The 26,112-nt window shown below is 65.2% G+C and carries 26 protein-coding genes; 13 read left to right on the forward strand and 13 right to left on the reverse strand.

Features of this window, described 5'->3' with window-relative positions; all coding sequences use genetic code 11:
* The first annotated feature begins 120 nt into the window (after positions 1 to 120).
* The 3 genes from KO516_RS11250 (at position 121) to KO516_RS11260 (ending at position 2,017) form a co-directional block, all read left to right on the forward strand.
* A complete protein-coding gene (locus tag KO516_RS11250) occupies positions 121 to 585 on the forward strand; it encodes an Lrp/AsnC family transcriptional regulator (RefSeq protein WP_216003882.1) in 465 nt (154 codons plus the stop codon).
* A 303-nt stretch (positions 586 to 888) separates the two neighbouring features.
* A complete protein-coding gene (locus KO516_RS11255; protein ID WP_216003883.1) occupies positions 889 to 1,641 on the forward strand; it encodes a FadR/GntR family transcriptional regulator in 753 nt (250 codons plus the stop codon).
* A gap of 55 nt (positions 1,642 to 1,696) precedes the next feature.
* Positions 1,697 to 2,017 carry a cupin domain-containing protein gene (locus KO516_RS11260; protein ID WP_216003884.1) on the forward strand — a complete coding sequence of 107 codons (321 nt, stop codon included), beginning with the start codon at positions 1,697 to 1,699 and terminating at the stop codon, positions 2,015 to 2,017.
* A gap of 204 nt (positions 2,018 to 2,221) precedes the next feature.
* On the opposite strand, the gene KO516_RS11265 is transcribed toward KO516_RS11260, so the two are convergent.
* The 3 genes from KO516_RS11265 to kduI form a co-directional block, all read right to left on the reverse strand.
* The gene (locus KO516_RS11265; RefSeq protein ID WP_216003885.1) at positions 2,222 to 3,082 is read right to left on the reverse strand and encodes an amidohydrolase family protein; all 861 of its coding nucleotides are present in this window, start codon (positions 3,080 to 3,082) and stop codon (positions 2,222 to 2,224) included.
* A gap of 1,067 nt (positions 3,083 to 4,149) precedes the next feature.
* A complete protein-coding gene (gene kduD, locus KO516_RS11270; RefSeq protein ID WP_216003886.1) occupies positions 4,150 to 4,890 on the reverse strand; it encodes a 2-dehydro-3-deoxy-D-gluconate 5-dehydrogenase KduD in 741 nt (246 codons plus the stop codon).
* The gene (gene kduI / locus KO516_RS11275; RefSeq protein ID WP_216003887.1) at positions 4,890 to 5,714 is read right to left on the reverse strand and encodes a 5-dehydro-4-deoxy-D-glucuronate isomerase; all 825 of its coding nucleotides are present in this window, start codon (positions 5,712 to 5,714) and stop codon (positions 4,890 to 4,892) included. The genes kduD and kduI overlap by 1 nt, the downstream gene beginning before the upstream one ends.
* A gap of 355 nt (positions 5,715 to 6,069) precedes the next feature.
* On the opposite strand from kduI, the gene KO516_RS11280 reads away from it, so the two are divergent.
* From KO516_RS11280 to KO516_RS11300, 5 genes are all read left to right on the forward strand, one after another.
* Positions 6,070 to 7,380, forward strand: a complete 1,311-nt coding sequence (locus KO516_RS11280) for an extracellular solute-binding protein (RefSeq protein WP_216003888.1) — start codon at positions 6,070 to 6,072, stop codon at positions 7,378 to 7,380.
* 69 nt (positions 7,381 to 7,449) lie between these two features.
* Entirely contained in the window at positions 7,450 to 8,331 is an 882-nt protein-coding gene (locus tag KO516_RS11285) for an ABC transporter permease subunit (protein WP_216003889.1), read from the forward strand.
* Between the two features lie 7 nt (positions 8,332 to 8,338).
* Positions 8,339 to 9,229, forward strand: a complete 891-nt coding sequence (locus KO516_RS11290; RefSeq protein WP_216003890.1) for an ABC transporter permease subunit — start codon at positions 8,339 to 8,341, stop codon at positions 9,227 to 9,229.
* 24 nt (positions 9,230 to 9,253) lie between these two features.
* Positions 9,254 to 10,297 carry an ABC transporter ATP-binding protein gene (locus KO516_RS11295; protein ID WP_216003891.1) on the forward strand — a complete coding sequence of 348 codons (1,044 nt, stop codon included), beginning with the start codon at positions 9,254 to 9,256 and terminating at the stop codon, positions 10,295 to 10,297.
* Positions 10,294 to 11,295, forward strand: a complete 1,002-nt coding sequence (locus KO516_RS11300) for an endonuclease/exonuclease/phosphatase family protein (protein WP_216003892.1) — start codon at positions 10,294 to 10,296, stop codon at positions 11,293 to 11,295. Before KO516_RS11295 ends, KO516_RS11300 begins: the two co-directional genes overlap by 4 nt.
* Before the next feature lie 18 nt (positions 11,296 to 11,313).
* Here KO516_RS11300 and KO516_RS11305 read toward each other — a convergent pair whose 3' ends face one another.
* The 9 genes from KO516_RS11305 to KO516_RS11340 form a co-directional block, all read right to left on the reverse strand.
* Positions 11,314 to 12,654, reverse strand: coding sequence for a sigma-54 dependent transcriptional regulator (locus KO516_RS11305; RefSeq protein WP_216003893.1), 1,341 nt, complete (start codon positions 12,652 to 12,654; stop codon positions 11,314 to 11,316).
* Between the two features lie 13 nt (positions 12,655 to 12,667).
* Positions 12,668 to 12,793, reverse strand: a complete 126-nt coding sequence (locus KO516_RS24565) for a hypothetical protein (RefSeq protein WP_256444170.1) — start codon at positions 12,791 to 12,793, stop codon at positions 12,668 to 12,670.
* Between the two features lie 81 nt (positions 12,794 to 12,874).
* The gene (locus KO516_RS11310; RefSeq protein ID WP_216003894.1) at positions 12,875 to 14,098 is read right to left on the reverse strand and encodes a formate dehydrogenase subunit gamma; all 1,224 of its coding nucleotides are present in this window, start codon (positions 14,096 to 14,098) and stop codon (positions 12,875 to 12,877) included.
* 168 nt (positions 14,099 to 14,266) lie between these two features.
* Positions 14,267 to 14,860: a formate dehydrogenase FDH3 subunit beta gene (gene fdh3B / locus KO516_RS11315; RefSeq protein ID WP_216003895.1), complete on the reverse strand. Its 594-nt coding sequence runs from the start codon at positions 14,858 to 14,860 to the stop codon at positions 14,267 to 14,269.
* A gap of 12 nt (positions 14,861 to 14,872) precedes the next feature.
* The gene (locus tag KO516_RS11320) at positions 14,873 to 17,857 is read right to left on the reverse strand and encodes a formate dehydrogenase subunit alpha (protein WP_216003896.1); all 2,985 of its coding nucleotides are present in this window, start codon (positions 17,855 to 17,857) and stop codon (positions 14,873 to 14,875) included.
* Positions 17,858 to 17,992: 135 nt separating this feature from the next.
* Positions 17,993 to 18,187, reverse strand: a complete 195-nt coding sequence (locus KO516_RS11325; RefSeq protein ID WP_216003897.1) for a twin-arginine translocation signal domain-containing protein — start codon at positions 18,185 to 18,187, stop codon at positions 17,993 to 17,995.
* 64 nt (positions 18,188 to 18,251) lie between these two features.
* On the reverse strand, positions 18,252 to 18,860 hold the full coding sequence (locus tag KO516_RS11330) for a molecular chaperone (RefSeq protein ID WP_216003898.1): 609 nt from the start codon (positions 18,858 to 18,860) through the stop codon (positions 18,252 to 18,254).
* Positions 18,857 to 19,411 (reverse strand): DUF3306 domain-containing protein, encoded by a 555-nt coding sequence (locus KO516_RS11335; protein ID WP_216003899.1) that lies wholly within the window; start codon positions 19,409 to 19,411, stop codon positions 18,857 to 18,859. Before KO516_RS11335 ends, KO516_RS11330 begins: the two co-directional genes overlap by 4 nt.
* Positions 19,408 to 19,944, reverse strand: coding sequence for a DUF3305 domain-containing protein (locus tag KO516_RS11340; protein ID WP_216003963.1), 537 nt, complete (start codon positions 19,942 to 19,944; stop codon positions 19,408 to 19,410). The genes KO516_RS11335 and KO516_RS11340 overlap by 4 nt, the downstream gene beginning before the upstream one ends.
* A gap of 372 nt (positions 19,945 to 20,316) precedes the next feature.
* Between KO516_RS11340 and KO516_RS11345 the strand changes: the two genes are divergently transcribed.
* From KO516_RS11345 to KO516_RS11360, 4 genes are read left to right on the forward strand one after another with little or no spacing between them, the layout of a single operon-like run.
* Positions 20,317 to 22,263 carry a 4Fe-4S binding protein gene (locus tag KO516_RS11345; protein ID WP_216003900.1) on the forward strand — a complete coding sequence of 649 codons (1,947 nt, stop codon included), beginning with the start codon at positions 20,317 to 20,319 and terminating at the stop codon, positions 22,261 to 22,263.
* 14 nt (positions 22,264 to 22,277) lie between these two features.
* Positions 22,278 to 23,351 (forward strand): Mrp/NBP35 family ATP-binding protein, encoded by a 1,074-nt coding sequence (locus tag KO516_RS11350; RefSeq protein ID WP_216003901.1) that lies wholly within the window; start codon positions 22,278 to 22,280, stop codon positions 23,349 to 23,351.
* Positions 23,348 to 24,052, forward strand: coding sequence for a biotin/lipoate--protein ligase family protein (locus tag KO516_RS11355; protein ID WP_216003902.1), 705 nt, complete (start codon positions 23,348 to 23,350; stop codon positions 24,050 to 24,052). Before KO516_RS11350 ends, KO516_RS11355 begins: the two co-directional genes overlap by 4 nt.
* Before the next feature lie 2 nt (positions 24,053 to 24,054).
* Positions 24,055 to 24,546: a DUF6505 family protein gene (locus tag KO516_RS11360; RefSeq protein WP_216003964.1), complete on the forward strand. Its 492-nt coding sequence runs from the start codon at positions 24,055 to 24,057 to the stop codon at positions 24,544 to 24,546.
* Positions 24,547 to 24,794: 248 nt separating this feature from the next.
* On the opposite strand, the gene KO516_RS11365 is transcribed toward KO516_RS11360, so the two are convergent.
* Entirely contained in the window at positions 24,795 to 25,376 is a 582-nt protein-coding gene (locus KO516_RS11365; protein ID WP_216003903.1) for a TetR/AcrR family transcriptional regulator, read from the reverse strand.
* Positions 25,377 to 25,471: 95 nt separating this feature from the next.
* Here KO516_RS11365 and KO516_RS11370 point away from each other — a divergent pair, with 95 nt between their 5' ends.
* On the forward strand, positions 25,472 to 25,927 hold the full coding sequence (locus KO516_RS11370; RefSeq protein WP_216003904.1) for a cupin domain-containing protein: 456 nt from the start codon (positions 25,472 to 25,474) through the stop codon (positions 25,925 to 25,927).
* The last annotated feature ends 185 nt before the right edge of the window (positions 25,928 to 26,112 follow it).

Genomic DNA, 26,112 nt, shown 5'->3' on the forward strand with positions numbered 1-26,112 from the left:
GGCGAAGTGTCGCTGAAAATCCGTGGTGAAGCTGGCCAATCTTGCCATGGTTTTTCGATTTTTTAGCTGATATCTGTCGTGTTTGGCGGCATTACGCCCCAAATGAACCAGGATTTCAGTATGGCCCACAAGCTCGACGAAACCGATCTGAAGATCCTGCGAGAGCTGCAAAACAATGCCCGCCTGTCGCATCACGAGCTGAGCGAGCGCGTCGGCCTGTCGCCCTCGCCCTGTTCGCGGCGCATCCGCATCATGGAGGGCAACGGCATCATCAACGGCTATGGCGCCCGCGTCGACGAGCGCAAGCTGGGCTTTGCCATGAGCATCTTTGTCTCGGTGAAACTGGATCGGCAGATCGACGACCGGCTGGTCAATTTCGAACGTGACATCGCGCTCTGCCCCGAGGTTGTGGATTGCTGGTTGATGACCGGCAACCGGGATTATCTGCTGCGCATTTCGGTGCGCGACCTTGAAGAGTTCGAGAGCTTTCTCACCGCCCGTCTGACCAAGATTGCCGGTGTGGCCTCGCTGGAATCCTCGATCCCGATCCGGCGCGTCAAAAGCGGGCAAGCGCGGTTGCGCTGAGCCCTGCCGCCGTTGATCCGCGGTCGGGCTGCGCTCTCGATCATCCTTGGGTCAGCGAGCGGACGCCTTTTTAAGGCAGCCACAGGAATGGATGTTCAGCCACCTCATACCTCGCCCGGTTGTGCCAATGGCGGGGCCAGCGCCACGCCCAGCACCACGGCCTGCCCGGCAATAGCCGACGCAGATTTCACCATGTTGAACCCGGGCTTCGGCCCTGCGGCGAAAGCCGGGTTGCATGGACAAGAAAAATCGCAAATGTCATACTTCGCATCGCACGCCTGTATGAGAAGTAAGCCCGCCAGAATGGATACGCCAGCAAAGCCGCGCCGTAGCCCTCGCCCGGCCTCCGGGCGCACCCTTGTCGAAAAGGTGCGCAAGACGCTGCACAAGCAGATCCTGTCGGGCAGCTATCCGCCGGGCGCGCGCCTGCCGAGCGAGGCGCAGTTGACCCGCGACTTCGGCGTCAGCCGGACGGTGATCCGCGAGGCCGTCGCCTCGTTGCGCTCCGATGGGCTGGTCGAGCCGCGTCAGGGTGCTGGGGTCTTTGCGCTGACACCACCAACGCCGGTCGATCTGCCGTTCCAGAACATCGACTTCGTGCGGATTTCCTCGATGATCGAATTGCTAGAACTGCGCACCGCGGTGGAATGCGAAGCCGCCGCGCTGGCGGCGCAGCGCCGGTCTCCGGCGCAGGAAGAGCGGATCATCAGCGCCCTGCACGAGGTGGCCCGCGCCGCCGCCGCGGGCGAACCCACGGTCGAGGCGGATTTCGCGCTGCATCTCGCCATCGCCGAGGCCACCAACAACCCGCGCTTCGGCGATTTCCTGTCGATGCTTGGCTCGAACCTGATCCCGCGCAAGGCACTGAGCGATGCCACCCCCGACCCCGCGCCCAAGGAGTATCTTGAGCTGATCTGCAACGAGCACCAGATCATCGTGAACGCCATTCTCGATGGCGACGAAGACGCCGCCCATGCGGCGATGCGCCAGCATCTCAAGAGCAGTCAGGCGCGGTATCGCGCCATTCTGCGGGCCGGATCCGCCGGGCTATCCTGAGGCCGGAATACGTCATACATCTTTTCGAAACAGACCTGACAATGGAGAAAACAGCATGAGCGAGCCGGTCCAAAGCTTTCCCGAGATCTCTCCCGGCCCCGGCGTCTTGCGCCAGGTTCTGGCGGATGCACCCGAACTGATGGTGGTCTCCTTCCGCTTCGAGGCGGGCGCTATCGGCGCGTTGCACGACCACCCGCATGTGCAATCGACCTTTGTCGAAAGCGGGCGGTACCGGTTCTTCCTTGACGATGAGACCTTCGAAGTCGGCCCCGGCGACAGTTTCGTCATCCCCTCGGGCGCGCGGCACGGCTGCGAATGCCTCGAAGCGGGGCGGCTGGTGGATTGCTTCACCCCGCGCCGCGACGATTTTCTGTAAGCATCCCTGCTGGCGCGGGGGTGCCCTGCGCCATTGGCGGATCATCGCACAACGGCACGACCATTCGCAGAGCGGCGCGGCCCTGTCATTCGCGTGATGCGATAGCGGCCGCTTTCGCATCACGCGCGGTTGCTGGCAGAGCGCCCGGCCCATCGCCAAAGCAGCGCGGGGATCAGGACCGGGCTGCCTGCGCCGGGGCTGTCGTCATGCCGGACCAAAGCCGTAAAGCGCGCGCGGCGTGTCGACCAGCGCCGCGCGGCGCGCTGCATCATCCGGCAGCCACGACATGGCCAGATCAAGCAGATCTGCGTCGTCGGGGTAATCCTCGCTGCGCTGCGCGCCGTTGTGCGGCCAGTTGGTGCCCCAGACGATGCGCTCAGGCGCGTGGGCGCCGATCTCGCGGGCCACCGCGCCGATGTCGGCAAAATCCGGGCCGCCGCTGCGCGAGCTTTCATAACAGGCCGCGAACTTGAACCAGCAGCGCCCGGTGTCGATCAACCGCTTGATCACGGCGATATGGGCCGGGGTCGCACCGTCAAGGATCTTGGCGTGATGGTCGAGCACCCAGCGCGATTTCAGCGCGGCAAGGCGCGGCTCTAGCGCCACAAGTGCCGAGCCGTCGAATTGCACCGCCATCATCCAGCCCGCATCGGCGGCGATGGCATCCACCGCTTCGAGCGCGTCAAGCCCGACGGCCCCGCCCGGAAGATCCATGATCCGCGCCCCGACGATGCCGCCATCCGACAGGCGGGCGATCTCTGCCTGCGGCGTATCAGGCGAAATCGCCGCAACGCCCCGGGCGCAATCGCCCATCGTCGCAAGGCAGGCCAGCAGGTTGGCGCTGTCGGTGCCATGGGCGTTGCCTTGGGTGATCACAACCGATTCCAGCCCCAGCCAGCGCATCGTCTCGCGGTACATATCGGGCGTGGGCAACGGGTCGGCGGGGCGGCCAAGCCCATCGCCGCGCATGGCAAAGCCCGGCAGATACATATGCATCTGCGTATCGACGGCGCCCTTGGGCATGGCTGTACGCGGCGCGGATCCGGTCAATTTACGGGTGATCATGATATCTCCGGTGCAGAGCGTTCCGGGGCCTCGCCCAGATCTTTTCGGTTTTCACATGCGGGGCTGCCAGCCTGCATGGGCAAGAGCCATGGGCAGACGCTGGCGGTGTTCCTTTATTGGCCTCGACAGGATCTTGCAGGCGCTCTTGGTCTTCGCCGTTCAGCCCCGCCAGAGGCGAGCCTATATCGCCAGCTTCAGGGCCTTCAAGCCTGACGCCCGCGTTGCGGGTAGAACGTGCTGATGAGGATGGCTTCGAAGACGGCATGGTCCTCGGCGTGCCGGGCGATGTGGCAAGGCCGCCTCGGGCCCCCTCGCGCTGATCTTGGGCCCGCGCGCCTCGCTGGCCTCGTGGGGTGGCGATTGAGCTCTGGCGTGCCAACAAGCGCTTGGCGGATATCCCGGCGAGGGGAACTGTTCGAGACCCTCTTGTGGGCGTCGATTGGGCAATGGGGCGGCAGCAGAACGCCCTCGTCGCCAATCTTTGCCACCGATCCCGCGATGGAAGCGTCGATTGGCCTCGCCTGTGAGGGCGGTGTTGCCATCCGGGATCGCGAGAAGACTTCACCGACGCGCCAGACCTCGCCCCTATTCGATGCGAGGCTTTGAGGGTTTGGGCGCGAGTTTGTCATCCACGCCGACGGGGGGCGCTGCCCCCCAAGCCCCCCGGGATATTTCAGGCCAGAAGAAGGGGGTGGCGTCAGCTCTCGCCGGAGGGCATCAGCCTGTCGGAGGTGTTCTATTCGTGGATCTTGGCGTTGGCAGGGATCAGGGCCTCGCCCGCGAGGGAGGTTTGCACCAAGGCGTTGCCGGGCTTGGCAGCGAATGGCCCGCGCCCGTGGTCGGGCGCGCGGGGCCAGATTGCGCCGGGTTCTGCGCCCCCGGGCATCACGCACATCGGATTGGCGCTGAACAGGTCGCACAAGACGGGGGGGCGCGGTTCGGGGTGGGCGCTCCTGTCCGCAGATGCGGCCGCATATTTCAGGCAGTCATATGATAGGTTCGCAGGGTCTTACTGCAAATGGACCCCGCCAGCGCCAGCGGGGCCTTTGCCTTATCTCGCGCAGCGATCAGCGCGCCAGCCAGCCGCCATCGACGTTCAGCACCGCGCCGGTGATGTAGCCAGCAGCGGGCGAGGCCAGAAATGCTGCTGTGCCGCCGATATCGGACGGATCGCCCCAGCGCCCGGCGGGAATGCGATCTAGGATCGCTCTGGAGCGCTCCGGATCGTCGCGCAGCGCCTCGGTGTTGTTGGTGGCGATGTAGCCCGGTGCGATGGCGTTCACGGTGATCCGGTGCGGCGCCCATTCGTTGGCGAGGATCTTTGTCACCCCCGCGACCCCGTGTTTGGACGCCGTATAGGCGGGCACCCGGATGCCGCCCTGAAACGACAGCAGCGAGGCGATGTTGACCACCGCCCCCGGCGTGCCTTCCGCGATCAGCGCCTTGCCGAACGCCTGACAGGTGAAGAACAGCGCCTTGAGGTTGACGTCCATCACGTCATCCCAGTCGGTCTCGGAATACTCGACCGACTCCGCGCGGCGGATGATGCCGGCATTGTTGACAAGAATGCTGTAGCCCGCCCCGTCGAAGACATCTTTCGCTGCCATCGGGTCGGCGAAATCCAGCAGCAGTGCGTCTGCCGACCCGCCTGCCGCGGTGATCGCGGCGACGGTCTCGTCGCAGGCGCGGCGCCCTGCGCAGACCACATGCGCGCCTTGCCCTGCCAGCGACAGGGCGATGGCCTGCCCGATGCCGGTATTGGCCCCCGTCACCAGCGCGCGGCGACCTTCCAGAGAAAATGGTCCCATTACATCAAGTCCTTGGGTTGAATGACATCCATGTCGGTGAAATCGACGTTATCGCCCGCCATCGCCCAGATAAAGCTGTAGGCGCCGATCCCCGCCCCGGAATGCACCGACCAGCTGGGCGAGATCACCGCGTCTTCGTTGGCGACGAACAGGTGGCGGGTTTCCTGCGGCTCGCCCATCAGGTGCAGCACGCGGGTGGTCTCCTCCATGCCCCAGTACAGATAGGCCTCCATCCGGCGGTCGTGAATGTGGCTGGGGATGGTGTTCCAGACCGAGCCCTGCTCGAGCGTGGTATAGCCAAGGATCAGCTGGCAGCTTTGCATCACCTGCGGGTGGATGAACTGCTGGATGGTGCGCTTGTTCGCGGTTTCCGGCGCGCCCAGCTGCAGCTTGACGCAGTCCGCCACAGTCACCAGCCGCGACGGCAGCGCCCGGTGCGCCGGGGCCGAGGTGATGTAGAACCGCCCCGCGCCTTCGAAGGTCACCGCGCCGCTGCCCATTCCAAGATACAGCACATCGCCGCAGTTCAGCCGGTAGGTTTCGCCCGCGGCGCTGACGGTGCCGGTCTCGCCGATGTTGACGATGCCCATTTCGCGCCGGTCAAGAAAGCTGTCGGTCCCGGATTGCGCCACCTTGTCCAGCGTCAGGCTGCCACCCGCAGGCACCGCGCCGCCAAGGCTGAAGCGGTCGTAATGGGTGTAGATCAGGCGGATTTCACCGGGTGCGAACAGCCCCTGCCCGAGAAAATGCGCCCGCAGCGCCGCGGTATCCATGCCCTTGGCGTGCTCTGGGTGGACGGCGTGGCGGGTTTCGACGGTCAACATCTGGCGTCCTTTCTGCGTGTCGCGATGGCCCAAAGTGGCGGCGCGGCCAGCGCCTTGGGCGCGTGTTGAACGATGGCTGTCACAACTTGTATGACAAATCAATGGGCCCAAAGGCGGGGCGGCGCAAACCGGGGCCGCCGTGCAGAGATCTGCCATGACGGCGGGCGGGCGGGCCGCCGATGGCCCCGCCCGCGCCGCGCAGGCACCGGGGCGCACACGATGGAAAACTGTCATGCATTGGTCATGGTGCCGTTACAGACGCGGCCTAGGCGGTGGTCTTCATGGGGGCCCACCCCCTTGAACCCATTCCCGCCTGCCCCGTCGCGGCAAGGCCTCCAACCACCGGAGACTCTTCATGAAACAGGTCATCCAGTTCACCGCCGCTGCCAGCCTGACGCTGAGCGCGCAGGCCGCATGGGCCGAAACCGACATCACATGGTGGCACGGTATGGGCGGCCATCTGGGCGAGGTCGTTGGCGAGATCGCCAAGGGCTTCAACGAAAGCCAGGACGATTACACCATCACCCCGGTGTTCAAGGGCTCGTATGAGGAAACCCTGACCGCCGCCATCGCCGCCTTCCGCGCCGGTGAGCAGCCCAACATCGTGCAGGTGTTCGATGCCGGCGCCGCCACCGTGATCGGCGCGCAGGGCGCCACCATCCCGGTGCAGGATCTGCTGGAACAGAACGGCGTCGATTTCGACATCACCGATTATATCGCCGGGGTGCGCTATTTCTACGCGGGCAGCGACGGCACCATGATCGGCATGCCGTTCAACTCGTCCTCGCCGGTGCTGTATTACAACCGCGACGCGCTGGCGAAGGCCGGTGTCGAGGCCCCGGCGACCTATGAAGAATTTGCGCAGATCGCCCCGGCGATCAAGGAGGCCGGCTATACCCCGCTGGTGCAGACGCACCTACCGTGGGAATTCGTCGAGAACTTCCACTCGCGTCACAACCTGCCGTTCGCGACCAACAACAACGGCTATGACGGTGCGAGCGACACCAAGATCCTGATCAACTCGCCCGAGATGAAGATGCATTTCACGCAGGTGAAGCAATGGCTCGACGATGGGCTGTTCGGCTTCTACGGAACCTCGTGGGATGACAACAAGGCGCATTTCACCGATGGCGATGCGGCGATGTACATCGGCTCTTCGGGCGATTTCGGCGGTCTGACCGCGCTGGACCTGCCCTTTGGCTGGGCCTCGACCTACCTGCCGCACTGGGCCTCGATCACCGACGAGGGCTACCAGTCCTTCATCGGCGGCGCGGCGCTGTTCGCCATGTCGGGCAAATCGGCCGAAGAGAACGCCGCCTCGGCCGCGTTCTTCCAGTACCTGACCTCGCCCGAGGTGCAGTACATGTGGCACCGTGAAACCGGCTATGTGCCGGTCACCGAAGCCGCTTATGAACTGGCCAAGTCGGATGGCCACTACGACCGTTTCCCCGCCGCCGAAACCGGCATCAAGCAGCTGATGCTGCCCGCGGGCGACAACACCCAAGGCTACCGCATGGGCTTTTACGTGCAGATCCGCGACGTCGAAAACCGCGAGCTGTCGCGCTTCCTGAACGGCGACATCAGCGTCGACGAAGCGCTTGCCAACATCGAAGCCGAAGGCAACCAGCTGCTCGAGCGTTTCGCCGCGAGCATGGCCAACAACTGAAGCCCGCAAGACTGACACGAACGGCGGCCCCCGTGGCCGCCGTTCCCCGTTTGCAAGGAATGCCCAACCGTGAAACGCGCCGCTTTCGACAATCGCTGGCTGCCGATCTTGCTGCTGTTGCCGCAGCTTTCGATCATCTGCCTGTTCTTTTACTGGCCCGCATGGCAGGCGCTGCGCTCGTCGTTCTTTCTGCAGGACCCGTTCGGCTTTGGCGAAACCTTTGTCGGCTGGGCCAATTACACCCGGCTGTGGACCAGCAGCGAATACCTGAAAAACGCCGGCTTCACCGCGATCTTTTCGCTGTCGGTGACGGGTCTGTCGCTGGCCATCGCGCTGCTGCTGGCGGTCAAGGCCGACACGGTGCTGCGCGGCGCCAAGACCTATCGCACGCTGCTGATGTGGGTCTATGCGGTGGCACCGCCAATGGCCGGGTTCATTGCGCTGATCCTGTTCAACCAGCGCTGGGGGCCGATGACCGACTTCTTCGCGATGTTCGGCTGGGACTTGCAGGTGCGGCTGGATTACTTTGACACAGGCTTTGTCATGGTCGTTGCCTCGGTCTGGAAACAGATCCCGGTGAACTTCATCTTCTTCCTGTCGGGTCTGCAATCCATCCCGCGCGCGGTGCGCGAGGCGGCGCTGATCGACAATGCCTCCGGGTTCAGCCGGTTCTGGACCGTCACCTTTCCGCTGCTGGCGCCGACCGGGTTCTTCCTGCTGATCATCAACATCACCTATTCGCTGTTCGACACCTTCGGGCTGATCGACACCATCCTGCGCAACAACCCCGGCGATAACCCGGTGACGCTGGTCTATCAGGTCTATCTTGACGGGTTCCGCGGGCAGGACATCGGCGGCAGCTCGGCGCAATCGGTGGTGCTCATGGTGCTGGTGCTGGCGCTGACGATCATGCAATTCCGCCTCGTCGAGCGGCGCATCCATTACACCTGAGGTTCCCATGGCCGACCTGACCCAGACCGCCCCCGCCCGGACCACACGCAGCCCCATTCGCTGGGCGTCCGTGCTGGACCACGCCATCCTGATCGCTGGCGCGGCGCTGATGATCGTGCCGCTGCTGATGATGCTTCAGATGAGCACGATCCCCGATGCGCAGGTGATGCAGCACGGCCCGTCGTTGCAGATCGGCGGTGAATTCTGGGACAACCTCCGCAAGGCGCTGTTCCAGTCCATGAGCTTTTCCGGCGAAACCACCGGCCTTACGATGTTTCGCAACTCGTTGATCCTTGGGCTTGGCTTTGCCATCGGCAAGATCGTCGTAGCGATGCTCGCGGCCTATGGCATCGTGTATTTCCGCCTGCGCTTTGCGACGCTGGCGTTCTGGCTGATCTTCACAACGCTGCTGCTGCCGCTCGAGGTGCGCATCGTGCCCAGCTACGAGATCACCCAGAAGCTGGGCCTGCTCAACAGCTGGACCGGCCTGATCGTGCCGCTGATCGCCTCGGCCACGGCGACCTTCTTCTTCCGGCAGTATTTCATGTCTGTCCCCGAAGAGCTGGTCGAAGCCGCAAGGATCGACGGCGCTGGCCCGGTCCGGTTCTTCATCGACATCCTCGTGCCGCTGTCGCGCACCATGATCGCGGCGATGTTCATCATCATGTTCGTCTATGGCTGGAACCAGTATCTGTGGCCGCTCATGGTTTCGACCCAGGAAGACAAGGTGACGCTGGTGCAGGGCATCAAGCAGATCACCCAGAGCCTCGAGGGCAACCACATTCCCGAATACGGCCGCTCGAACGTGCTGGCGCTGCTGGCGGTGCTGCCGCCGGTGCTGGTGGTGCTGTTCTTCCAGCGCTGGTTCGTCAAGGGCCTCACCGAGTCCGACAAGTAAGCCCTGCGGCAAAGGAAACCGAAAATGGCAAATGTAACGCTGAACCAGATCCGCAAGGTCTATGGCAACGGGTTCGAGGCAGTCAAACCCTGCTCGTTCCGCATCGAGGATGGCGAATTCCTTGTTCTTGTCGGCCCGTCGGGCTGCGGCAAGTCCACCCTGCTGCGGATGATCGCCGGGCTGGAAGACATCACCGAAGGAGAGCTTTCCATCGGGGATCGGCTGGTCAACACCGTCGATCCCGCCAACCGCGACATCGCGATGGTGTTCCAGAACTACGCGCTTTACCCGCATATGACGGTGCGCAAAAACATCGGCTACGGGCTGAAGAACCGCAAGACCCCGCCCGCCGAGATCGCCCGCAAGGTCGATGAGGCGGCGGCGATGCTGAACCTTGGCGCCTATCTTGATCGCAAGCCCTCGCAGCTGTCGGGCGGGCAGCGCCAGCGCGTCGCCATGGGCCGCGCCATCGTGCGCGACCCGGCGTTGTTCCTGTTCGACGAACCGCTGAGCAACCTTGATGCCAAGCTGCGCAACCAGATGCGCATCGAGATCAAGGCCCTGCAACGCCGCCTTGGGGTGACGTCGATCTATGTCACCCATGATCAGGTCGAGGCGATGACCATGGCCGACCGCATCGTGGTGCTCAACGGCGGCGTCATCGAACAGATCGGCACCCCGTCCGAGATCTATCATTCGCCGAACTCGACCTTTGTCGCCAGCTTCATGGGCGCGCCGCCGATGAACCTTGTAAAGGCGCAGCTGGATGAGGGCACGGTGCGGCTCGATTGCGGCACCGCCGTGATGGCCGCGCCCGCCGGGCGATCCGGCCCGGTCACGCTGGGCATCCGCCCCGAGGACGTGCGCATTGGTTCGGGCGCGGCACGCTTCGATATCGCCCTGATCGAAGAGCTGGGCGCCCACCGCCTGCTGCATGGGCAGGTTGCGGGGCAGCCGTTTACCGTTCACGTCGCCAAGGAAACGCAGGTCAGCCACGGCCCGCAGCCCATCGAACTGCCGCCGGCGGCGATGGCGCTGTTCGATACCGCCACGGGGGCGCGGCTATGATCGCTGTCGTCGATGCCCTGCCGCTGGTGAGCGACGCCGAGCGCGCGCAGCTTTTGTCCGCCCCGCGCAGCGCCGAGGCCCATCGCGAGCTGATGGCACAGGTGCCCGCGATGCGTATGGTGCAGACCGGTGGCAGCGCCCATCCCGGCCCCCTGCCCGCGACGCTTTCGGTGGTTGCATGGAACGTCGAGCGCTGCCTGTTCCCCGAGGCCAGCGCCGAGCATCTGCGCCCGCTTGCCCCCGATGTGGTGCTGCTCTCCGAGGTCGATCACGGCATGGCCCGCAGCAAACAGCGCCATACCACCGCCGCCATGGCCGAGGCGCTGGACATGACCTATGCCTTTGGCGTCGAATTTCACGAGCTTGACCTTGGCGGCCCGACGGAACGGGCTTTCTGCGAGGATGATTTCAACGCCTGCGGCTGGCACGGCAACGCCATCCTGTCCAAGGTGCCCTTCGAACGTGTCACGCTGATCCGGCTGGACGATCATGGCCACTGGTATTCTGCCGAAGTCGGCGCCGATCCCGAACAGCCCCGGCTGGGCGGGCGCATGGCGCTGGCCGCTGTCCTCGCCACACAGGAGGGGCCGGTCTGTGTCGTCTCGACCCATTTGGAAAGCAACGCCGATGGCGCACACCGGGCCGGGCAGATGCAGATCCTGCTTGATGGCATCGACGGTTTCGCCCCCGGTATCCCGGTGCTGATCGGCGGCGATCTGAACACCGGCAACCACGTTCCGCCGGATTTCGACTGGCGCGGCGAGCCGCTGTTCGACCTCGCCCGCCAGCGCGGCTATTCGTGGGACTTCACCGCCGATGGCATGACGACCCGCCCCAGCCTCATCACCCCCCATCCGGGCCGGGTGATGAAGCTCGACTGGTTCGCCGGGCGCGGCTTTGCGCCGCTGGATCGCAAGGTGATCGCGTCGGTTGCCGCCGATGGCACGCCGCTGTCGGATCACGATGCCGTCTGGTGCCAACTGCGCCGCGACAGTTGAACAAAGCTGGCGCCGCGGTCAGTCGTGGGACCAGAGCGCCAGCTTGCGATCGACGGTCTTGCGCGACACGCCAAGCCGGCGCGCCGCCTCGGCCCGGTTGCCGCCGCATTGCGACAGGATGTGCAGCATATGCCGCTGCATCACCAGATCGAGGCTTTCGATCGCCGCCGCACCGGTGACGCTGCCCTGCCCGGCAAATTCCTCGGGGAATTCGCCAAGAATGACCGAGCGTTCCAGCATATTGCGCAGCTCGCGCACATTGCCGGGCCAGTCATAGCGGCGCAGCTTCATCAGCGTGCCGTCATCCAGCGCCAGCCCCGTCATCCCCAGCGTGGCCTGAAACTGCGACAGGAACAGCGCCGCAAGGTCGGTGATGTCTTCGGAGCGTTCGCGCAGGGGGGGCATCTCGATGCGCATGATGTTGATGCGGTGCCACAGGTCGGCCCGGAATTTGCCCGCCGCCACCAGCGCCGGAAGGTCGGCGTTGGTGGCAAAGACAAAGCGCAGATCCAGCGGGATTTCCCGCTCGCCGCCCTCGGGGCGCAGGCGCTGGTCTTCGAGCACCCGCAGCAGCGCCGCCTGAAGCGGTTCGGGCATCTGCGCCACCTCGTCAAGAAACAGCGTGCCGCCATCGGCCAGCAGCAGCAGGCCGGGGCTGGGCCGCTCGCGCCCTTCGACGGTGCCGAACAGTTCGGGCACGATGCGATCGGGCGCGATGGCGGCGCAGTTCACCGCCACGAAGGGCCGCTCGCGCCGCGCCGAGAGCTGGTGCAAATGGCGCGCCGCCAGCTCCTTGCCGGTGCCGCTTTCGCCGGTGAACAACACCGGGGTCGGCAGCGGGGCAAGCTTTTCCAGCATGGCGCGCACCGCCAGCATCGGATCGGACTTGCCCAGCAGCTTGCCCGCGCCGCTGCCACCGGCGTGCAATTCGCGCCGCAACAGCGCGTTGTCGCGCCGCAGCACCCGGCGATCAAGCGTGCGCGCCACCGCGCCAAGGATCTGGTTGGCGCGAAACGGCTTCAGCACGAAATCCCCGACCCCGACCCGCAGCGCGGCAATCGCCGTATCCAGATCGGCATAGGCGGTGATCAGGATGGTCTCGGAGAACAGTCCCAGACGGCGCTGCTCTTCGAGCCATTGCAGCCCGGTGCGCCCCGGCATGATGTTGTCGATGATCACCAGATCGAAATGCCCGGTATCGAGCATCCGCGAGGCTTCGGCGGGCGATCCGGCCTGTTCCACCCGCTTGACCCGCGGGCCAAGGATCTTGGTCAGGAAATTGCGCATCCCCGGCTCGTCGTCGATCACGAGGATCGACGCGCCACCAAGTTTCCCGCCGTATTCGTCCTTGTCGCTCATGGCCGCCTTCGTGTCAGTCGACCCTTACGTTCGGGCTGGAATACACCTCTTGCGAGGAGAACCCGAGCGATTCAAGCGTGAAATAAGCGCCGACGCCGATGATGACGATGGCGACAAACCCGCTGAGCATGGCTTTCATGAAAAACACCCTCCTTGAGGGGACATAGTCGTTGTGAGGCATGGCGAAAGGCCCGCGCGGGGCCTTTCTTGGGCGTAGCGGTTACTCGGCGGGATCGGTCCGGATCTTGCCCGGCTTTTCTTCCTTGATCTCGTCAAGCCACAGCGAGTGGTGCTGGTGCGCCCAGTTCTCATCCACAAGGCCAGAGCCCATGGCATCATAGGCGCCTTCCATGCCCAGCGTGCCGATGTAGATGTGGCCAAGGATCACCGCCATCATCAGGAAGGCCACGATGGCGTGCCAGAGCTGCGCAAATTGCATTTCCTCTTGCGGGGCAAGGTTCACCGGCAGCGCATCAAAGCCGAACCAGCCCGGAACGCCCCAACCGTTCAGCACCTCGAACGTGTGCGAAAACAGCGGCAGTTCGAACGGGAACAGCAGCGAGATCCCGGAGACCGAAACCGAAGCGCCCAGCACGATCACCGACCAGAAGATGATCTTTTGCCCGGCGTTGAATTTCTTGGCGGGCGGGTGGTTGTTGCCGATGATGCCACCGGCCTGCTTGAACCATGTGATGTCGGTCTTGTCGGGAATATTGTGCCAGACCCACATCACGAACACCATCGTAAGGGCAATCATGAAGGCCCAGCTGACGTTGTTGTGGATGAACTTCGAGCCGGTGAGCAGCACCGAGTTGAACTCATGACCAAAGGCAGGGATCAGGTATTTGCGCCCGAACAGCGTGAACAGCCCGGTAAAGCCCAGCAGAATGAACGAGCCTGCCAGCACCCAATGCGCCATGCGTTCGATGAACTTGAACCGCAGCACCACGGTGCCGGCCTTGCCGCCATCGATGCGGATGCGCCCGCGGATCAGGTAGAAAACCGCCAGCACCGCAATCGTGCCCAGCAGCAGCCAGCCGCCATAGGTCCGCAGCGGCCCCTTGCGCAGGTTTTCCCACCAGATGCCGCCGGTCTGGATCAGCACATCGCCATTGGGGTTGATCGTGGAGTTGCGGATGTCGCCATCGTTAAAGCGGATCTGACGCCAGATATCGGAATCCGAAGCCCCCCCCAGCGGGCCCATGCCCGGCGCGCTCAGCGCGTCGCCGCCAAGATCTTGGCTGCGCACCGGGTTGGCGGGCTCTTCGCCGCGCTGGCGCGCGAGGATGTCTTCCAACGTCTGGCGCCCGGTGCTTGTGGCGGGGGAATCGTCGACGCTGGTGCCGGCGATGGGCTCGTCCGACGTGGGGTCGGTCTGCGCCGGGGCCGCCATCGGCAACGCCAGCAGCGTTAGGGTGAGTAGTGCCATCAGATGGCGCAGCATGGGAAGCTCCCTGGCATGTCGTTCGGAACGGCGCGGGGTCTGCATCGCAAACCCGGACACTGTGAAAATACGCGGCAGCGGCGAGGGTCTTCGCCGCTGCCCGGTTGCAGCAGATAGCGCCCTGCTGCGCGGCTGAAAGGGGGGCGACGCGCGCCCCCCGGCAAAGGCTTACGGAGCCTTCTTTTCATAGGCGGTGCCCCAGCCCCAGGCGCCCGAGCCAAAGCCGCGCGCCACGACGCGTTCGCGGTAGATCGCCGACACCATGTCGCCGTCGCCAGCGAGCAGGGCCTTAGTCGAACACATCTCGGCGCAGATCGGCAGCTTGCCCTCGGAGATCCGGTTGCGGCCATATTTGCGGAACTCGGCCTCAGAGCCGTTTTCCTCGGGGCCACCGGCGCAGAAGGTGCATTTGTCCATCTTGCCGCGGCTGCCGAAGTTGCCCGCTTGCGGGTACTGCGGCGCGCCAAACGGGCAGGCATAAAAGCAGTAGCCGCAGCCGATGCACAGATCCTTGGAATGCAGCACCACACCTTCGTCGGTCTGATAGAAGCAATCCACCGGGCAGACCGCCATGCAGGGCGCATCAGAGCAATGCATGCAGGCGACGGAAATCGACCGTTCGCCCGGCTTGCCGTCTTCGATGGTCACGACCCGGCGGCGGTTGATGCCCCACGGAACCTCGTGTTCGTTCTTGCAGGCGGTGACGCAGGCGTTGCATTCGATGCAGCGTTCCGCGTCGCAGAGAAATTTAGCGCGTGCCATGTGTGTCTCTCCTTACGCCGGCATGATCTTGCACAGGGTGGCCTTGGTTTCCTGCATCATGGTCACCGAGTCATAGCCATAGGTCTGTGCCGTGTTGGTGGATTCCCCCAACACGATGGGGTCGGCGCCTTCGGGGTAGTTGTCGCGCAGGTCCCGGCCTTCCATGTGACCGCCGAAGTGGAAGGGCATGAAGGCAACGCCCTCGCCCACCCGTTCGGTGACCATGGCCATGACCTGAATCCTGCCGCCCTCGGGGCCTTCGACCCAGACATTGGCCCCGTCGCGCACCCCAAGATTGTTGGCATCGCGCGGGTTGATCTCGATGAACATGTTCTGCTGAAGCTCGGCCAACCACGGGTTGGACCGGGTTTCATCGCCGCCGCCCTCGTATTCGACCAGTCGGCCAGAGGTGAGGATGATCGGATAGTCCTTCGAGAAATCGTTCTTCTGGATCGACGCATACAGCGTCGGCACCCGCCAGAACGAGCGGTCGTCATAGGTGGGATAGTCTTCGACCAGATCGCGCCGGCTGGTATACAGCGGCTCGCGGTGCACTGGCACCGGATCGGGGAAGGTCCAGACCACGCAGCGGGCCTTGGCGTTGCCGTAAGGCGCGCAGCCATGCAGGATCGCAACGCGCTGGATGCCGCCCGAAAGGTCGGTCTTCCAGTTGACGCCGCCGATCTTGTCGGCCCAGTCCGACGGGTAGGGCCCGGTCTGCGATTGCTCGCCAAGCTCGGTGTCGGTCTCTGGGCGCGCCTCGAGATAGCCTGCGACATATTCGATCATGCCGCGCTCATAGGCGGTAAGATCCTTGTCCCAGCCAAGGTCGATCAGCATCTGCATGGTGAATTCGGGATACCCATCCTGAATTTCCGAGCCCACCGTGTAGGTGCCTTCGGCCAGCAGGTTTTCGCCGTCGCGCTCCACGCCAAAGCGGGCGCGGAACGGCAGGCCACCCTCGGCCACCGGCAGCGACAGATCATAGAGGTTGGCCGAGCCGGGATGGTTCATTTCCGGCGTGCCCCATGCGGGCCAGGGCATGCCGTAGAAATCGCCATCCGCCGGGCCACCATTGGCGCGCAGCGTGGTCTTGTCGAAGGTGTGCTGGTTCTGCATGTGCATCTTCATCCGCTCGGGGCTTTGCGCCGTATAGCCGATGGTCCACATGCCGCGGTTGAATTCGCGGGTGATGCTTTCGATGCTCGGAGTCTCGTCGTCCTCCATCTCGATGTTGCGCAGCATCCGGTCGGCAAAGCCGAACTTCTTGGCGAACTTCGTCATGATGATGTGGTCGGGCAGCGATTCAAACAGCGGCTCGACCACCTGCTCGCGCCATTGCAACGACCGGTTGGACGCGGTGACAGAGCCGCGCGTTTCGAACTGCGTCGAGGCCGGCAGCAGGTACACACCATCGGTGCGATCGTTCATCACGGCCGAAACGGTGGGGTGCGGATCGACCACGACCAGCAGGTCGAGCTTTTCCATCGCCGTCTTCATTTCCTTGAGACGGGTCTGCGAGTTCGGCGCGTGGCCCCAGAACACCATGGCGCGGGTGTTGTCGGGCTGCTCGATGTTCTCTTTCGCTTCCAGAACACCGTCGATCCAGCGCGACACGGTGATGCCCGACAGGCCCATCATGTCCTTGTCCTTGCCATCCTTGCCTTTCAGCGTGGCAAAGCGGCTCTTGAGCCAGTCGAGGTCTTCGTCCCAGACCCGCGCCCAATGCGCCCATGCGCCGGCGGTCAGGCCGTAATAGCCCGGCAGCGTGTCGGCCAGAACGCCAAGATCGGTCGCGCCCTGCACGTTGTCATGGCCGCGGAAGATGTTGGTGCCGCCGCCCGCGGTGCCCATGTTCCCCAGCGCCAGCTGAAGGATGCAATAGGCGCGGGTGTTATTGTTGCCGTTGGTGTGCTGCGTGCCACCCATGCACCAGATCAGTGTGCCGGGGCGGTTGTTGGCCAGCGTACGGGCGACGCGCTCAACTTGCGATTCCGGCACGCCGGTGACGCGCTCGACCTCGTCGGGGGTCCAGCGGGCGACCTCGGTGCGGATCTGATCCATGCCCCAGACGCGGGTGCGGATGAATTCTCGATCTTCCCAACCGTTTTCAAAGATGTGCCACAGGATCCCCCAGACCAGCGCCACGTCGCTGCCGGGCCGCATCCGCACATATTCGTCGGCATGGGCGGCGGTGCGGGTAAAGCGCGGATCGCAGACGATCAGCGGCGCGTTGTTCTGTTCCTTGGCCTTCAGCAGGTGCTGAAGCGACACCGGGTGCGCCTCGGCGGGGTTGCCCCCGATGATAAAGATCGACCGGCTCTTGTGGATGTCGTTGTAGCTGTTGGTCATGGCGCCGTAGCCCCATGTGTTCGCAACGCCCGCAACCGTGGTCGAATGGCAGATCCGCGCCTGGTGGTCGACGTTGTTGGTGCCCCAGTAGGCGGCGAACTTGCGGAACAGATAGGCCTGTTCGTTGCTGTGCTTGGCAGAGCCCAGCCAATAGACCGAATCCGGGCCGCTTTCCTCGCGGATCGACAGCATCTGGTCGCCGATCTCGTTGATGGCCTGATCCCAGCTGATGCGCTGCCATTCGCCCCCGACCTTCTTCATCGGGTATTTCAGGCGACGCTCGCCATGGGCATGTTCGCGCACCGATGCACCCTTGGCGCAATGGGCGCCAAGATTGAACGGGCTGTCCCAGCCGGGCTCTTGCCCGATCCAGACACCGCCCTGTACCTCGGCGATGACCGTGCAGCCCACCGAACAATGGGTGCAGACGGATTTCTTGATCTCGATAGCGCCGGTGGCGGTGGCGGTGGCGGCGTTTGCCTGCTGCACCGTGCCGCCCGTCGCGGCGATGGCGGCAAGGCCGCCGATGGCCAGCCCCGAGCCACGCAGAAACGCGCGGCGATCGACCGAGGCATTGGCCACGTCAGACAGGAGTCCGGTCCGCTGGGGGCGTCTCGCAACCCCGTTGGTCTTTTTCCTCAACATGGTTCTCACTCCCTGGTGGCAGGAACTGGGCCCTGCACCTTAGGTGGCTATTGGGTGGCGCGTGCAGTCGGGCGTTTCGCAACCAGTCGCAGCGTGCCGTGGTATCGAGGTCCGGCGAGGCCGGGCCTTCGGTCTTCAGAAACGCGCGGAGGCGTAATAGGCGCGGGTATGCGCCGTGTCCTGCATCTTGTCAGATGACAGGTCGGGTTCGGCCGGAGCGGCGTTCGCCTGCGATCCCGCAGTGGCCACGGCGACGGCGGCAGCGGGCGCAACGGTGCCCGCGAGCTTGAGGAAATCGCGGCGGCTGTTGCCTTCGGTCTTTCCGGTCATGTGCAAGTCCTCCCCTGTTGGTTCCTTGCGGCAATGGCGCGCATGCGCCGGGTATGCGCGCGGCTCACGCTGCGCTCATTCGAAATGCTTCGGCCTCGATCTGCATGAAGCAGCGGCCCACGGTGCCCACGGGCACGTAGAACACCGAGCCCTTGGCGGCCTCGAGATCGGCAAAGAAATGCCCGGCCCAAGGCGCGATATGCTTGTTGAAAAACGTCCTTTGCTGATCGAGGCTGGCGGGGGCGCCAAAGCGGCCCACGATCATCGCGCCCATCATCTCCATCAGCGAGGCGATGTTGTCTTCGGGTTCGAACACGTTGTCGGCCCGCGCCAGCCCCCGCGCCGCCATATCCTGACGCAGCGCCGCCAGCGGCTTTTCGTTCAGGAACCCGGTCAGGTAATAGCTGGCATAGGGCAGCAGCTCGCCGCGCCCCAGCCCGATGAACAGGCGGTTGAATTCGCTTTGCACCGTGGCGGGGCGGGTCAGGCGCGCCAGCTTGGCCAGCGTCGCAATGCCCTGCCCCAGATCGCTGGCATCGCCGCTCAGCGTTGCGGTCTGGTCAAGCAACATGCGATCGGGCGGGCCGCTCAGCAGCAGGCCAAGGAAATTGTAGAGATCCGCGCGCAGGCGGTCTTCTTCGGCGATGCGGGGGGTCTGGGCCGGTTCGGTCATGCGGTGCCCTCTGTGTCGAACTGAAATGTCATCCGGCGCAGCCGGGGCGGGGCGAGGGCGTCGTCTTCGACGGGTTCAAACTCGGGCAGCGCGGCGGTCTGGATCGGCGGTTCGGGCGGGGTCGGATCATCTTCGATCTCTGGCTCTGGCTCGGGCAGCTTTTCGGCCACCTCGACCACCCGCTCGGCAAAGCCGCGACCGACCTGATAAAGCGTCGCGATCCCGTCCTTCACCACGGCGGCGTCGGTGAAATCGTCCTCGTAATCGTTCAGCCCATCAAGGCAGGCCAGCACCGGGTTGCTGCGCCACAGCGCCCGAAGCGCCCGCCGCTTGAGCCGCTGCGGCAGTTGCGCCGCCAGAAAGCGCCGCAGCTCTTCGCCGCCCACCAGCGTTTCGGGCTCGGGCAGGCCCAGCTCGGCCAGCAGCTCTTCATCGCTGCGCTCTGCCAGCGCCGCCTCGGTTTCAGCCTGCGCGCGGGCGGCCTGCGCCTGTGCCTCGGCCTGCTCTTCGGCGGCAACCGCCGCGCGCCGGTTTGTCCAGAAGCCGCTCATGACAGCCGCCGTTTCTGCAAGCTTGGCGAGGCGTAGACATCGCCCAGCCCACCGATCCGCGGATCGCCGATGCCATCCTCGACCTTGTCGATCCGGTCGCGGTGACGGCGGCGCTTGATGAATTCCTCATCCTCGTGGAAGCGCTCGACGAAATCGCGCACCCAAGCCTCGAGCCCCGGAGTCATCGCCACCTTTTCCACCAGCTCTTCGCCAGTGTCACAGTAATCCTGCGCCTCATAGGGCGAGGCGGTGATCAGCAGCAGCTCGAACGGTTTATCCGGGTCGGGCATCGCGCGCATCACCACGTAGACGCAGGGCACCTGCGCGCCAAGCCCATGCACATAGGCTTCGGTTTCGGCGCCGAACAGTTCCAGCGTCACGGTGCCGGCGTGAAATTCCACCACCTCGCCGTCGCGGCGCAGCTCGCGCCAATCGGCCTCCGCTGCGCCGGGCAGGATCGCGGTGGCCTTCCAGCTGTGCTTGGCCCAACGGGTAACGCCCGGCTGTCGTTTGACCACGACGCCGATGGGCATGTTCCGGTAGGGGCGATCTGGATCGGTCACGGCATCTCCTTGCTCAGTGCCCAAATTGAAGGCTTTGACGACACCGCGAAAGGGCAATTAGCGCTCAGCTGTGAAATTTCCTTGACGGACGGACGATCTGGGCAGACTTGCGCACCCCGCGCGCGCCTGAGGGACATTTTGTCCATCTTGAGTATTTTTGTCTGAATACGATGGCATACCGCCCACGCAAAAGCGACTTGCGAATCACCCTGATTCGGGGCCTTCCGGTGCTGTTGCGCGATCCTGCGAAGCCGGTTGCCCAAGCTTGGACAATCAGCCTAGCCTGCGCACAGACCACAGCCGAACGGGGCCAGAAACAGGCCTCAGCCAAGGGGAAAAGACATGGCCAAGACGTTGATTACATGCGATTGTCTGGGCAGCCAGAGCATCGACGCCGCAGCGCTTGCGCAGGCCACCGGGCTGGATGTGCGCCCCCCCTGTTCGGCGCTCTGCACCAGCCAGATCGACCGCGCCGCCAAGGCGCTGAGCGGCGAGTCGGGCGAGGACGTGGTGCTCTGCTGCACCCAGGAAAGCCGCCGGTTCGAAGATCTGGCCGAAGATCTTGGCCTCGCCTTTCCTGCCCTTCTTGACCTGCGCGATCGGGCCGGATGGTCCGCCGATCCCGCGCCGAAACTGGCCAAAATGTCCGCCCTCGCCGCCGAGGCCCTGCTGCCCGCGCCGATGGGGCGGATGATGGATGTCACCTCGCACGGGGCCTGCCTTGTGCTGGGCGCGCCCGAGGATGCGCTGCCCGCCGCAGATCAGCTGAGCGATTTCCTTGCGGTGACGGTGCTGCTGGACAGCGGCGCCGAGATCCCCGACGCCCCCGGTTACGACGTGATCACCGGCACGCTGCGCCGCGCCACCGGGGCGCTTGGCGCCTTCGACATTGCCATAGACGCGCTGCAAACCGTCGAGCCGGGCGGGCGCACCCCGACCCTGACCGCCCCAAAAGATGGGGCGCGCAGCCAATGCGATGTCATTGTCGATCTGCGCCGCGCGCCGCCGCTGTTCCCGGCGCATGAAAAGCGCGAAGGCTACCTGCGCGCCGATCCCGGTCGCCCGGCAGCGGTGAGCGCGGCGGTGCTGGCGGCCTCGCATCTTGTCGGCACCTTCGAAAAGCCGCTGTATATCCGCGCCGATCCGCTGCTTTGCGCCCATTCGCGCGCCGGGCAGACCGGCTGCACCCGTTGTCTTGATCTGTGCCCCACCGGCGCGATCACCCCGGACGGCGATCACGTCACCATCGATCCGCTGATCTGCGCCGGCTGCGGCGCGTGTTCCTCGGCCTGCCCGTCAGGCGCGGTCAGCTACGATGCGCCGCCCGTCGATCTGACGCTGCGCCGGGTGCAGACGCTGGCCAGCGCCTATCTGGAGGCGGGCGGCGTGGCCCCCCGCCTGCTGGTGCATGATGCCCACGGCGCCGAGATGATCCGGCTGGCAGCGCGCCACGGGCGCGGCCTGCCCGCCGATGTGATCCCGATGGAGCTGCCGGTCATCGGTGCCTTTGGTCATGCCGAGGCGCTGGCCGCGCGGGCCGCCGGGTTCGCCGCGGTGACGCTGCTGCCGGGGCCGGGGGCCGACCGCGACGCGCTCGCGGCGCAAACCGCGCTGGCCAGCGCCATGACCGGCGGCATCGACATCCTCGACACCCCGGACCCCGACGCGCTGAGCGATGCGCTCTACGCCGCAGAGCCCCCGGCCCCGAGCCATGCCCCGGTGCGCCCGATGGGCAGCCGCCGTCAGGTTGCGCGGCAAGCCGCCCGCGCCCTGAACCCCGAAGGCGGCACACTGCCGCTGCCCACGGGCGCGCCCTATGGCGCGGTGCTGGTGGATACCGACGCCTGCACCCTGTGCCTGTCTTGCGTCTCGCTGTGCCCGTCGGGCGCGCTGCTCGACAATCCCGATCTGCCGCAGCTGCGCTTTCAGGAAGACGCCTGCCTGCAATGCGGCCTGTGCGCCACCATCTGCCCCGAGGACGCCATCACCCTCGACCCCCGCATGAACCTCGACCCCAGCGCCCTGTCGCAAGAGGTGCTGAACGAGGAAGAGCCGTTTGCCTGCGTCGAATGCGGCACGCTGTTCGGGGTGAAATCCACCATCGATCGCATCACCGACAAGCTGCGCGACCACGCCATGTTCGACGGAGACAAGCTGCGGATGATCCAGATGTGCGATGACTGCCGCGTCAATGCGCAGTATCACAGCGCCGGCAACCCGCTCGCCGGGCGCGAACGCCCGCGCCCGCGCACCACCGACGACTACCTGTCCAAGCGCCGCGACCACTGACCTCAGGAGACCCCATGACCGACGCCCCCACCCGCGACGCCATCCTTGCCGCGCTGAAAACCATCGACGACCCGGTGGCAGGCGGCGACATCGTTGCCAGCGGCGCGATGCGGGCGCTGAATGTTTCGGGCGGCGCGGTGCGCTTCGTGCTTGAAATCGCGCCCCGGCACGCCGCCGCCTATGACACCGCCAAGACACGCGCCGAAGAGGTGCTGCGCGCCCTGCCCGGCGTTGCCTCTGTGTCGATCGTGATGACCGGCCACACCGAAAAGGCGCCGCCGCCCGATCTCAAGCCCCAGCGCGCCGCCGCCCCCAAGGGCCCGCAAAAGGTGCCCGGAATCGACCGCATCCTTGCCATTGCCAGCGGCAAGGGCGGCGTCGGCAAATCCACCGTCTCGGCCAATCTTGCCGTGGCGCTGGCGATGATGGGGCGGCGCGTCGGGCTGCTCGATGCGGATGTCTACGGGCCAAGCCAGCCGCGGATGCTGGGCGTGTCGGGGCGGCCCGCGAGCCCCGATGGCAAGACCATCCTGCCGATGCGCAACCACGGCGTGACGATGATGTCGATCGGCCTGATGACCAATGACGATCAGGCGGTGGTCTGGCGCGGCCCGATGCTGATGGGCGCGCTGCAACAGATGCTCTCGCAGGTGCAATGGGGGGCGCTTGACGTACTGATCGTCGATCTGCCGCCCGGCACTGGCGATGTGCAGATGACGCTGGCGCAAAAGGCGCAGGTCGACGGCGCGGTGATCGTGTCGACCCCGCAGGACGTGGCGCTGATCGACGCGCGCAAGGGCATCGACATGTTCCAGCAATTGCACGTGCCCATCGTCGGCATGATCGAGAACATGAGCACCCATGTCTGTTCCGCTTGCGGCCACGAGGAACATGTCTTTGGCCATGGCGGCGTCGCTGCCGAAGCGGCCAAGCTGGGCGTGCCGCTGCTGGCCGAGGTGCCGCTGGATCTGCAGATCCGGCTGGCCTCTGACGGCGGCGCACCCATCGCCATCAGCCAGCCCGACAGCCCGCAGGCGCAGGCGTTTCACACCATCGCGCGCGATCTGGTGGCGCGGGGGGTCGCATGAGCACGCTGAGCTTTCCGCCGCTGATGTATGGCGAAGAGGTGAGCGCGGATGCCTTTTCCCATGCCTGCATGAAGGCGACCATGGGCTGCGATGCGGGCATGATCGCCCATGCCTTTGCCCCCAACCGGATGGAGGCGGCGCTGGTCTTTGCCCCCGAGGTGCCGTTGCGCCGCGCCATGGCGATGCTGCCGCTCTGCGGGGTCGGCTTTCAGAACGCGCTTGGCGCGCTGGCCCCACCCGAGGTGGCGGTGCATCTGGGCTGGGATGGCACGCTGTATCTGAACGGCGCGCGCTGCGGCGGGTTTCGCGCCATGGCCTCGGGGACAGACCCCGAGGTGGTGCCCGACTGGCTGGTCATCGGCGTCGCCCTGCCGCTCTGGCCTGAAACCGACCGCCCCGGCGACACGCCCGATCAGACGACGCTGTACGGCGAAGGCTGCCCCGACGTGATGCCGCCGCAGCTGGTCGAGGCCTGGGCGCGCCACACGCTGCACCATCTCAACAGCTGGGAACAGGACGGCCCGCGCGCGCTGCATGCCGATTGGCGCGGCCTTGCGCAATCGCTCGGCGAAGACATCACCCAAGGCGCGGCCAGCGGCACTTTTGTCGGCGTCGATGAAGATTTCGGGATGCTGCTGCGCGATGCCGACGGCGACACCCGCCTGATCCCCCTCACCACCCTGCTGGAGACCGCCTCATGAGCCTGCACCTCGCCCGCGCCATCCATTTCGACGAAAGCGACATGCGGGTGTTTGCCAGCCCGGCGCGCACCGGCGAATGGTGCCTGTCCGGCGGGTTCGAGTTTTCCGACTGGACCGAGGCCGATCTGACCGGCAAAGCGCGGCAGGCCTTTTCCAATGGCTGGCTCGGGCTGGAGACCTTTGGCCGGGTGACCTTTGTCGCGGTGACGCAGGTCGAGCCCGCCGAGTTTGACACACTGACCGATCTGCTGGCGCAGCATTTCGTCACCTATTACGGCGCGCCCTCGGTCGATGCCGCCCGACCGGTCGCCGCCGAGGAACTGGCGCAGATGGCCGAGCTTTGTGCCGGGCACGCGCCCAACACCCTGCTGACCGTGGCGCGCGAGCTGACGCCATCGGGCGTGCGCGAGGCGTTCCGGGTGATCGAACCGCAGGCCGCCGAACTGGATCTGTTCGCCGTGCACGGCGCGCTCGACGATCCGCACGAGCACTAGAACCGGCAGGTGACATCGCCCATGTGACGGTTTCATCACAACCGGCGCGAAGAGGCCACGCTCACCGGCGCGAGCTTTGCGGGGATCGGGCGTCGATCAGCCTGCCGCTGTGAGCACCAACGGCCAATCGCCCGCGATCCCCGAACCGTCGATGCAGGCCGCCAGCTGCGCACGCCTCAAGCCGGCCCCCTCCGATACCTCCTCCTCGGGTCCAAACCGCCGTCCCGCCATACAGCAGCGACGGGGCCTCAAAGCAGCCGGTCGAGCATCGCATCGACCATGAAGCCAACGGCCTCCCGCGCCTGATCGGGCGTTGCGCGAGCAACGTCGACGAGGGCAATCATCGCCTCCATTCCCGTGGCGGCGGACAGGCCGCGGACAAGCATCTCTGTCTGATCATCGGACAGCCCGGTGTCATGCTCCGACAAGGCGCGGCGAAACATGCTGATGCGGCGCGCCCCCCGGGCGGTCGCGTGGTTCTGCGCCTGCCAATCGCGCAGTGTCGCGGCGAGGAATTGCCGGAAGCCGGTTTCATTCTCGAGCGCAAGATCCAGAAAGTACAGGCAGATCGCCTTGAGCTTGCCGCGCAGGTCAGGCTGATCGCCGACGACGTCCTCGTAGGGCTTCACCGCAATGTCGAGCACCGCCTCTGCCACCAGCACATCGGGGGTGGAAAAATAGCGATAGCTGGTCGCCTTGGACACGCCATTTTTTGCGGCGGCGGCGGCGACCGTGACGGGCTTGCCTTCCAGCAGCAGCTCCCGCGCACCATCCAGAATGGCCTGACGCGTGCGCGCGCGCTGTGAGGATCGGTCCGGGGAATTGGTCATACGGCCTTCCGTGCCCTGCGTTATATAGGACTCTTGTCTTATTTTGAGACTCATGTATCATTTTAGTTGAACAGGGTCAAATACGGAGTATCGGCATGACAACGCTTCCACGCACCTATGACGTTCTGAACATCCTGTTGAAGTTTCACGCCTTTCCCGAGGAGGTCGACGGCAAATACTGCCTTGTCGAATGTCTTGTCCCTGTCGGTGCCGGAGCGCCACCGAACCATCACGCAGGTGAAACCGAGGGGTTCTTCATTCTAGAAGGTCAGGTCGCCTTCAACATCGCCGGCGAGGATCGGCTCGCGGGGCCGGGCGACTTTGTTGCCATTCCCGACGGGGCCATGCACGCGTTTCAGGCCATCGGCGATGGACCGGCGCGGCTTTTGATCCTCAATGCTCCGGGGCAGATGCACAAGGCATTCTTCACCGGTATCGGCACGGCGCTTCCGGACACTCAGACCACCCTGCCAGAGCCGTCCAAGCCCGATCTGGCCGCTGTCCTGAAGGTTGCGCAACAGGTGGGCATGACGATCCCGGCGCCGCAATAGGCCGATGTTAAGGCGCAAGGCGGGCGCAGGCTTGCTGCGCCTCATCAGGCGCTTTGCGCTGCCAGCCGGCCTTCGATGATGCGGGGGCGAGCGCCGGTGCGCCGAAGGGGTTGTTTGTCGACAAATGAGTGCCGTCGCGTCCGGCGGGCAGGATTGACGGCGTTTTCCGCTCGCTTCGGGCAGTG

It is taken from the genome of Citreicella sp. C3M06 (genome assembly GCF_018860705.1).
Classification (GTDB): domain Bacteria; phylum Pseudomonadota; class Alphaproteobacteria; order Rhodobacterales; family Rhodobacteraceae; genus Salipiger.

Excerpts from the sequence above, each read along its gene's own strand:
- kduI (WP_216003887.1), bottom strand. The coding sequence starts at position 5,714 with ATGTTGACCGTCGAAACCCGCCACGCCGTCCACCCAGAGCACGCCAAG.
- KO516_RS11350 (WP_216003901.1), top strand. The coding sequence starts at position 22,278 with ATGACCGACGCCCCCACCCGCGACGCCATCCTTGCCGCGCTGAAAACC.
- KO516_RS11345 (WP_216003900.1), top strand. The coding sequence starts at position 20,317 with ATGGCCAAGACGTTGATTACATGCGATTGTCTGGGCAGCCAGAGCATC.
- kduD (WP_216003886.1), bottom strand. The coding sequence starts at position 4,890 with ATGGGACCATTTTCTCTGGAAGGTCGCCGCGCGCTGGTGACGGGGGCC.
- KO516_RS11370 (WP_216003904.1), top strand. The coding sequence starts at position 25,472 with ATGACAACGCTTCCACGCACCTATGACGTTCTGAACATCCTGTTGAAG.
- fdh3B (WP_216003895.1), bottom strand. The coding sequence starts at position 14,860 with ATGGCACGCGCTAAATTTCTCTGCGACGCGGAACGCTGCATCGAATGC.
- KO516_RS11365 (WP_216003903.1), bottom strand. The coding sequence starts at position 25,376 with ATGACCAATTCCCCGGACCGATCCTCACAGCGCGCGCGCACGCGTCAG.
- KO516_RS11280 (WP_216003888.1), top strand. The coding sequence starts at position 6,070 with ATGAAACAGGTCATCCAGTTCACCGCCGCTGCCAGCCTGACGCTGAGC.
- KO516_RS11250 (WP_216003882.1), top strand. The coding sequence starts at position 121 with ATGGCCCACAAGCTCGACGAAACCGATCTGAAGATCCTGCGAGAGCTG.
- KO516_RS11310 (WP_216003894.1), bottom strand. The coding sequence starts at position 14,098 with ATGCTGCGCCATCTGATGGCACTACTCACCCTAACGCTGCTGGCGTTG.
- KO516_RS11265 (WP_216003885.1), bottom strand. The coding sequence starts at position 3,082 with ATGATCACCCGTAAATTGACCGGATCCGCGCCGCGTACAGCCATGCCC.
- KO516_RS24565 (WP_256444170.1), bottom strand. The coding sequence starts at position 12,793 with ATGAAAGCCATGCTCAGCGGGTTTGTCGCCATCGTCATCATCGGCGTC.
- KO516_RS11305 (WP_216003893.1), bottom strand. The coding sequence starts at position 12,654 with ATGAGCGACAAGGACGAATACGGCGGGAAACTTGGTGGCGCGTCGATC.
- KO516_RS11340 (WP_216003963.1), bottom strand. The coding sequence starts at position 19,944 with ATGCCCATCGGCGTCGTGGTCAAACGACAGCCGGGCGTTACCCGTTGG.
- KO516_RS11325 (WP_216003897.1), bottom strand. The coding sequence starts at position 18,187 with ATGACCGGAAAGACCGAAGGCAACAGCCGCCGCGATTTCCTCAAGCTC.
- KO516_RS11255 (WP_216003883.1), top strand. The coding sequence starts at position 889 with ATGGATACGCCAGCAAAGCCGCGCCGTAGCCCTCGCCCGGCCTCCGGG.
- KO516_RS11260 (WP_216003884.1), top strand. The coding sequence starts at position 1,697 with ATGAGCGAGCCGGTCCAAAGCTTTCCCGAGATCTCTCCCGGCCCCGGC.
- KO516_RS11295 (WP_216003891.1), top strand. The coding sequence starts at position 9,254 with ATGGCAAATGTAACGCTGAACCAGATCCGCAAGGTCTATGGCAACGGG.
- KO516_RS11330 (WP_216003898.1), bottom strand. The coding sequence starts at position 18,860 with ATGACCGAACCGGCCCAGACCCCCCGCATCGCCGAAGAAGACCGCCTG.
- KO516_RS11290 (WP_216003890.1), top strand. The coding sequence starts at position 8,339 with ATGGCCGACCTGACCCAGACCGCCCCCGCCCGGACCACACGCAGCCCC.
- KO516_RS11335 (WP_216003899.1), bottom strand. The coding sequence starts at position 19,411 with ATGAGCGGCTTCTGGACAAACCGGCGCGCGGCGGTTGCCGCCGAAGAG.
- KO516_RS11355 (WP_216003902.1), top strand. The coding sequence starts at position 23,348 with ATGAGCACGCTGAGCTTTCCGCCGCTGATGTATGGCGAAGAGGTGAGC.
- KO516_RS11320 (WP_216003896.1), bottom strand. The coding sequence starts at position 17,857 with ATGTTGAGGAAAAAGACCAACGGGGTTGCGAGACGCCCCCAGCGGACC.
- KO516_RS11300 (WP_216003892.1), top strand. The coding sequence starts at position 10,294 with ATGATCGCTGTCGTCGATGCCCTGCCGCTGGTGAGCGACGCCGAGCGC.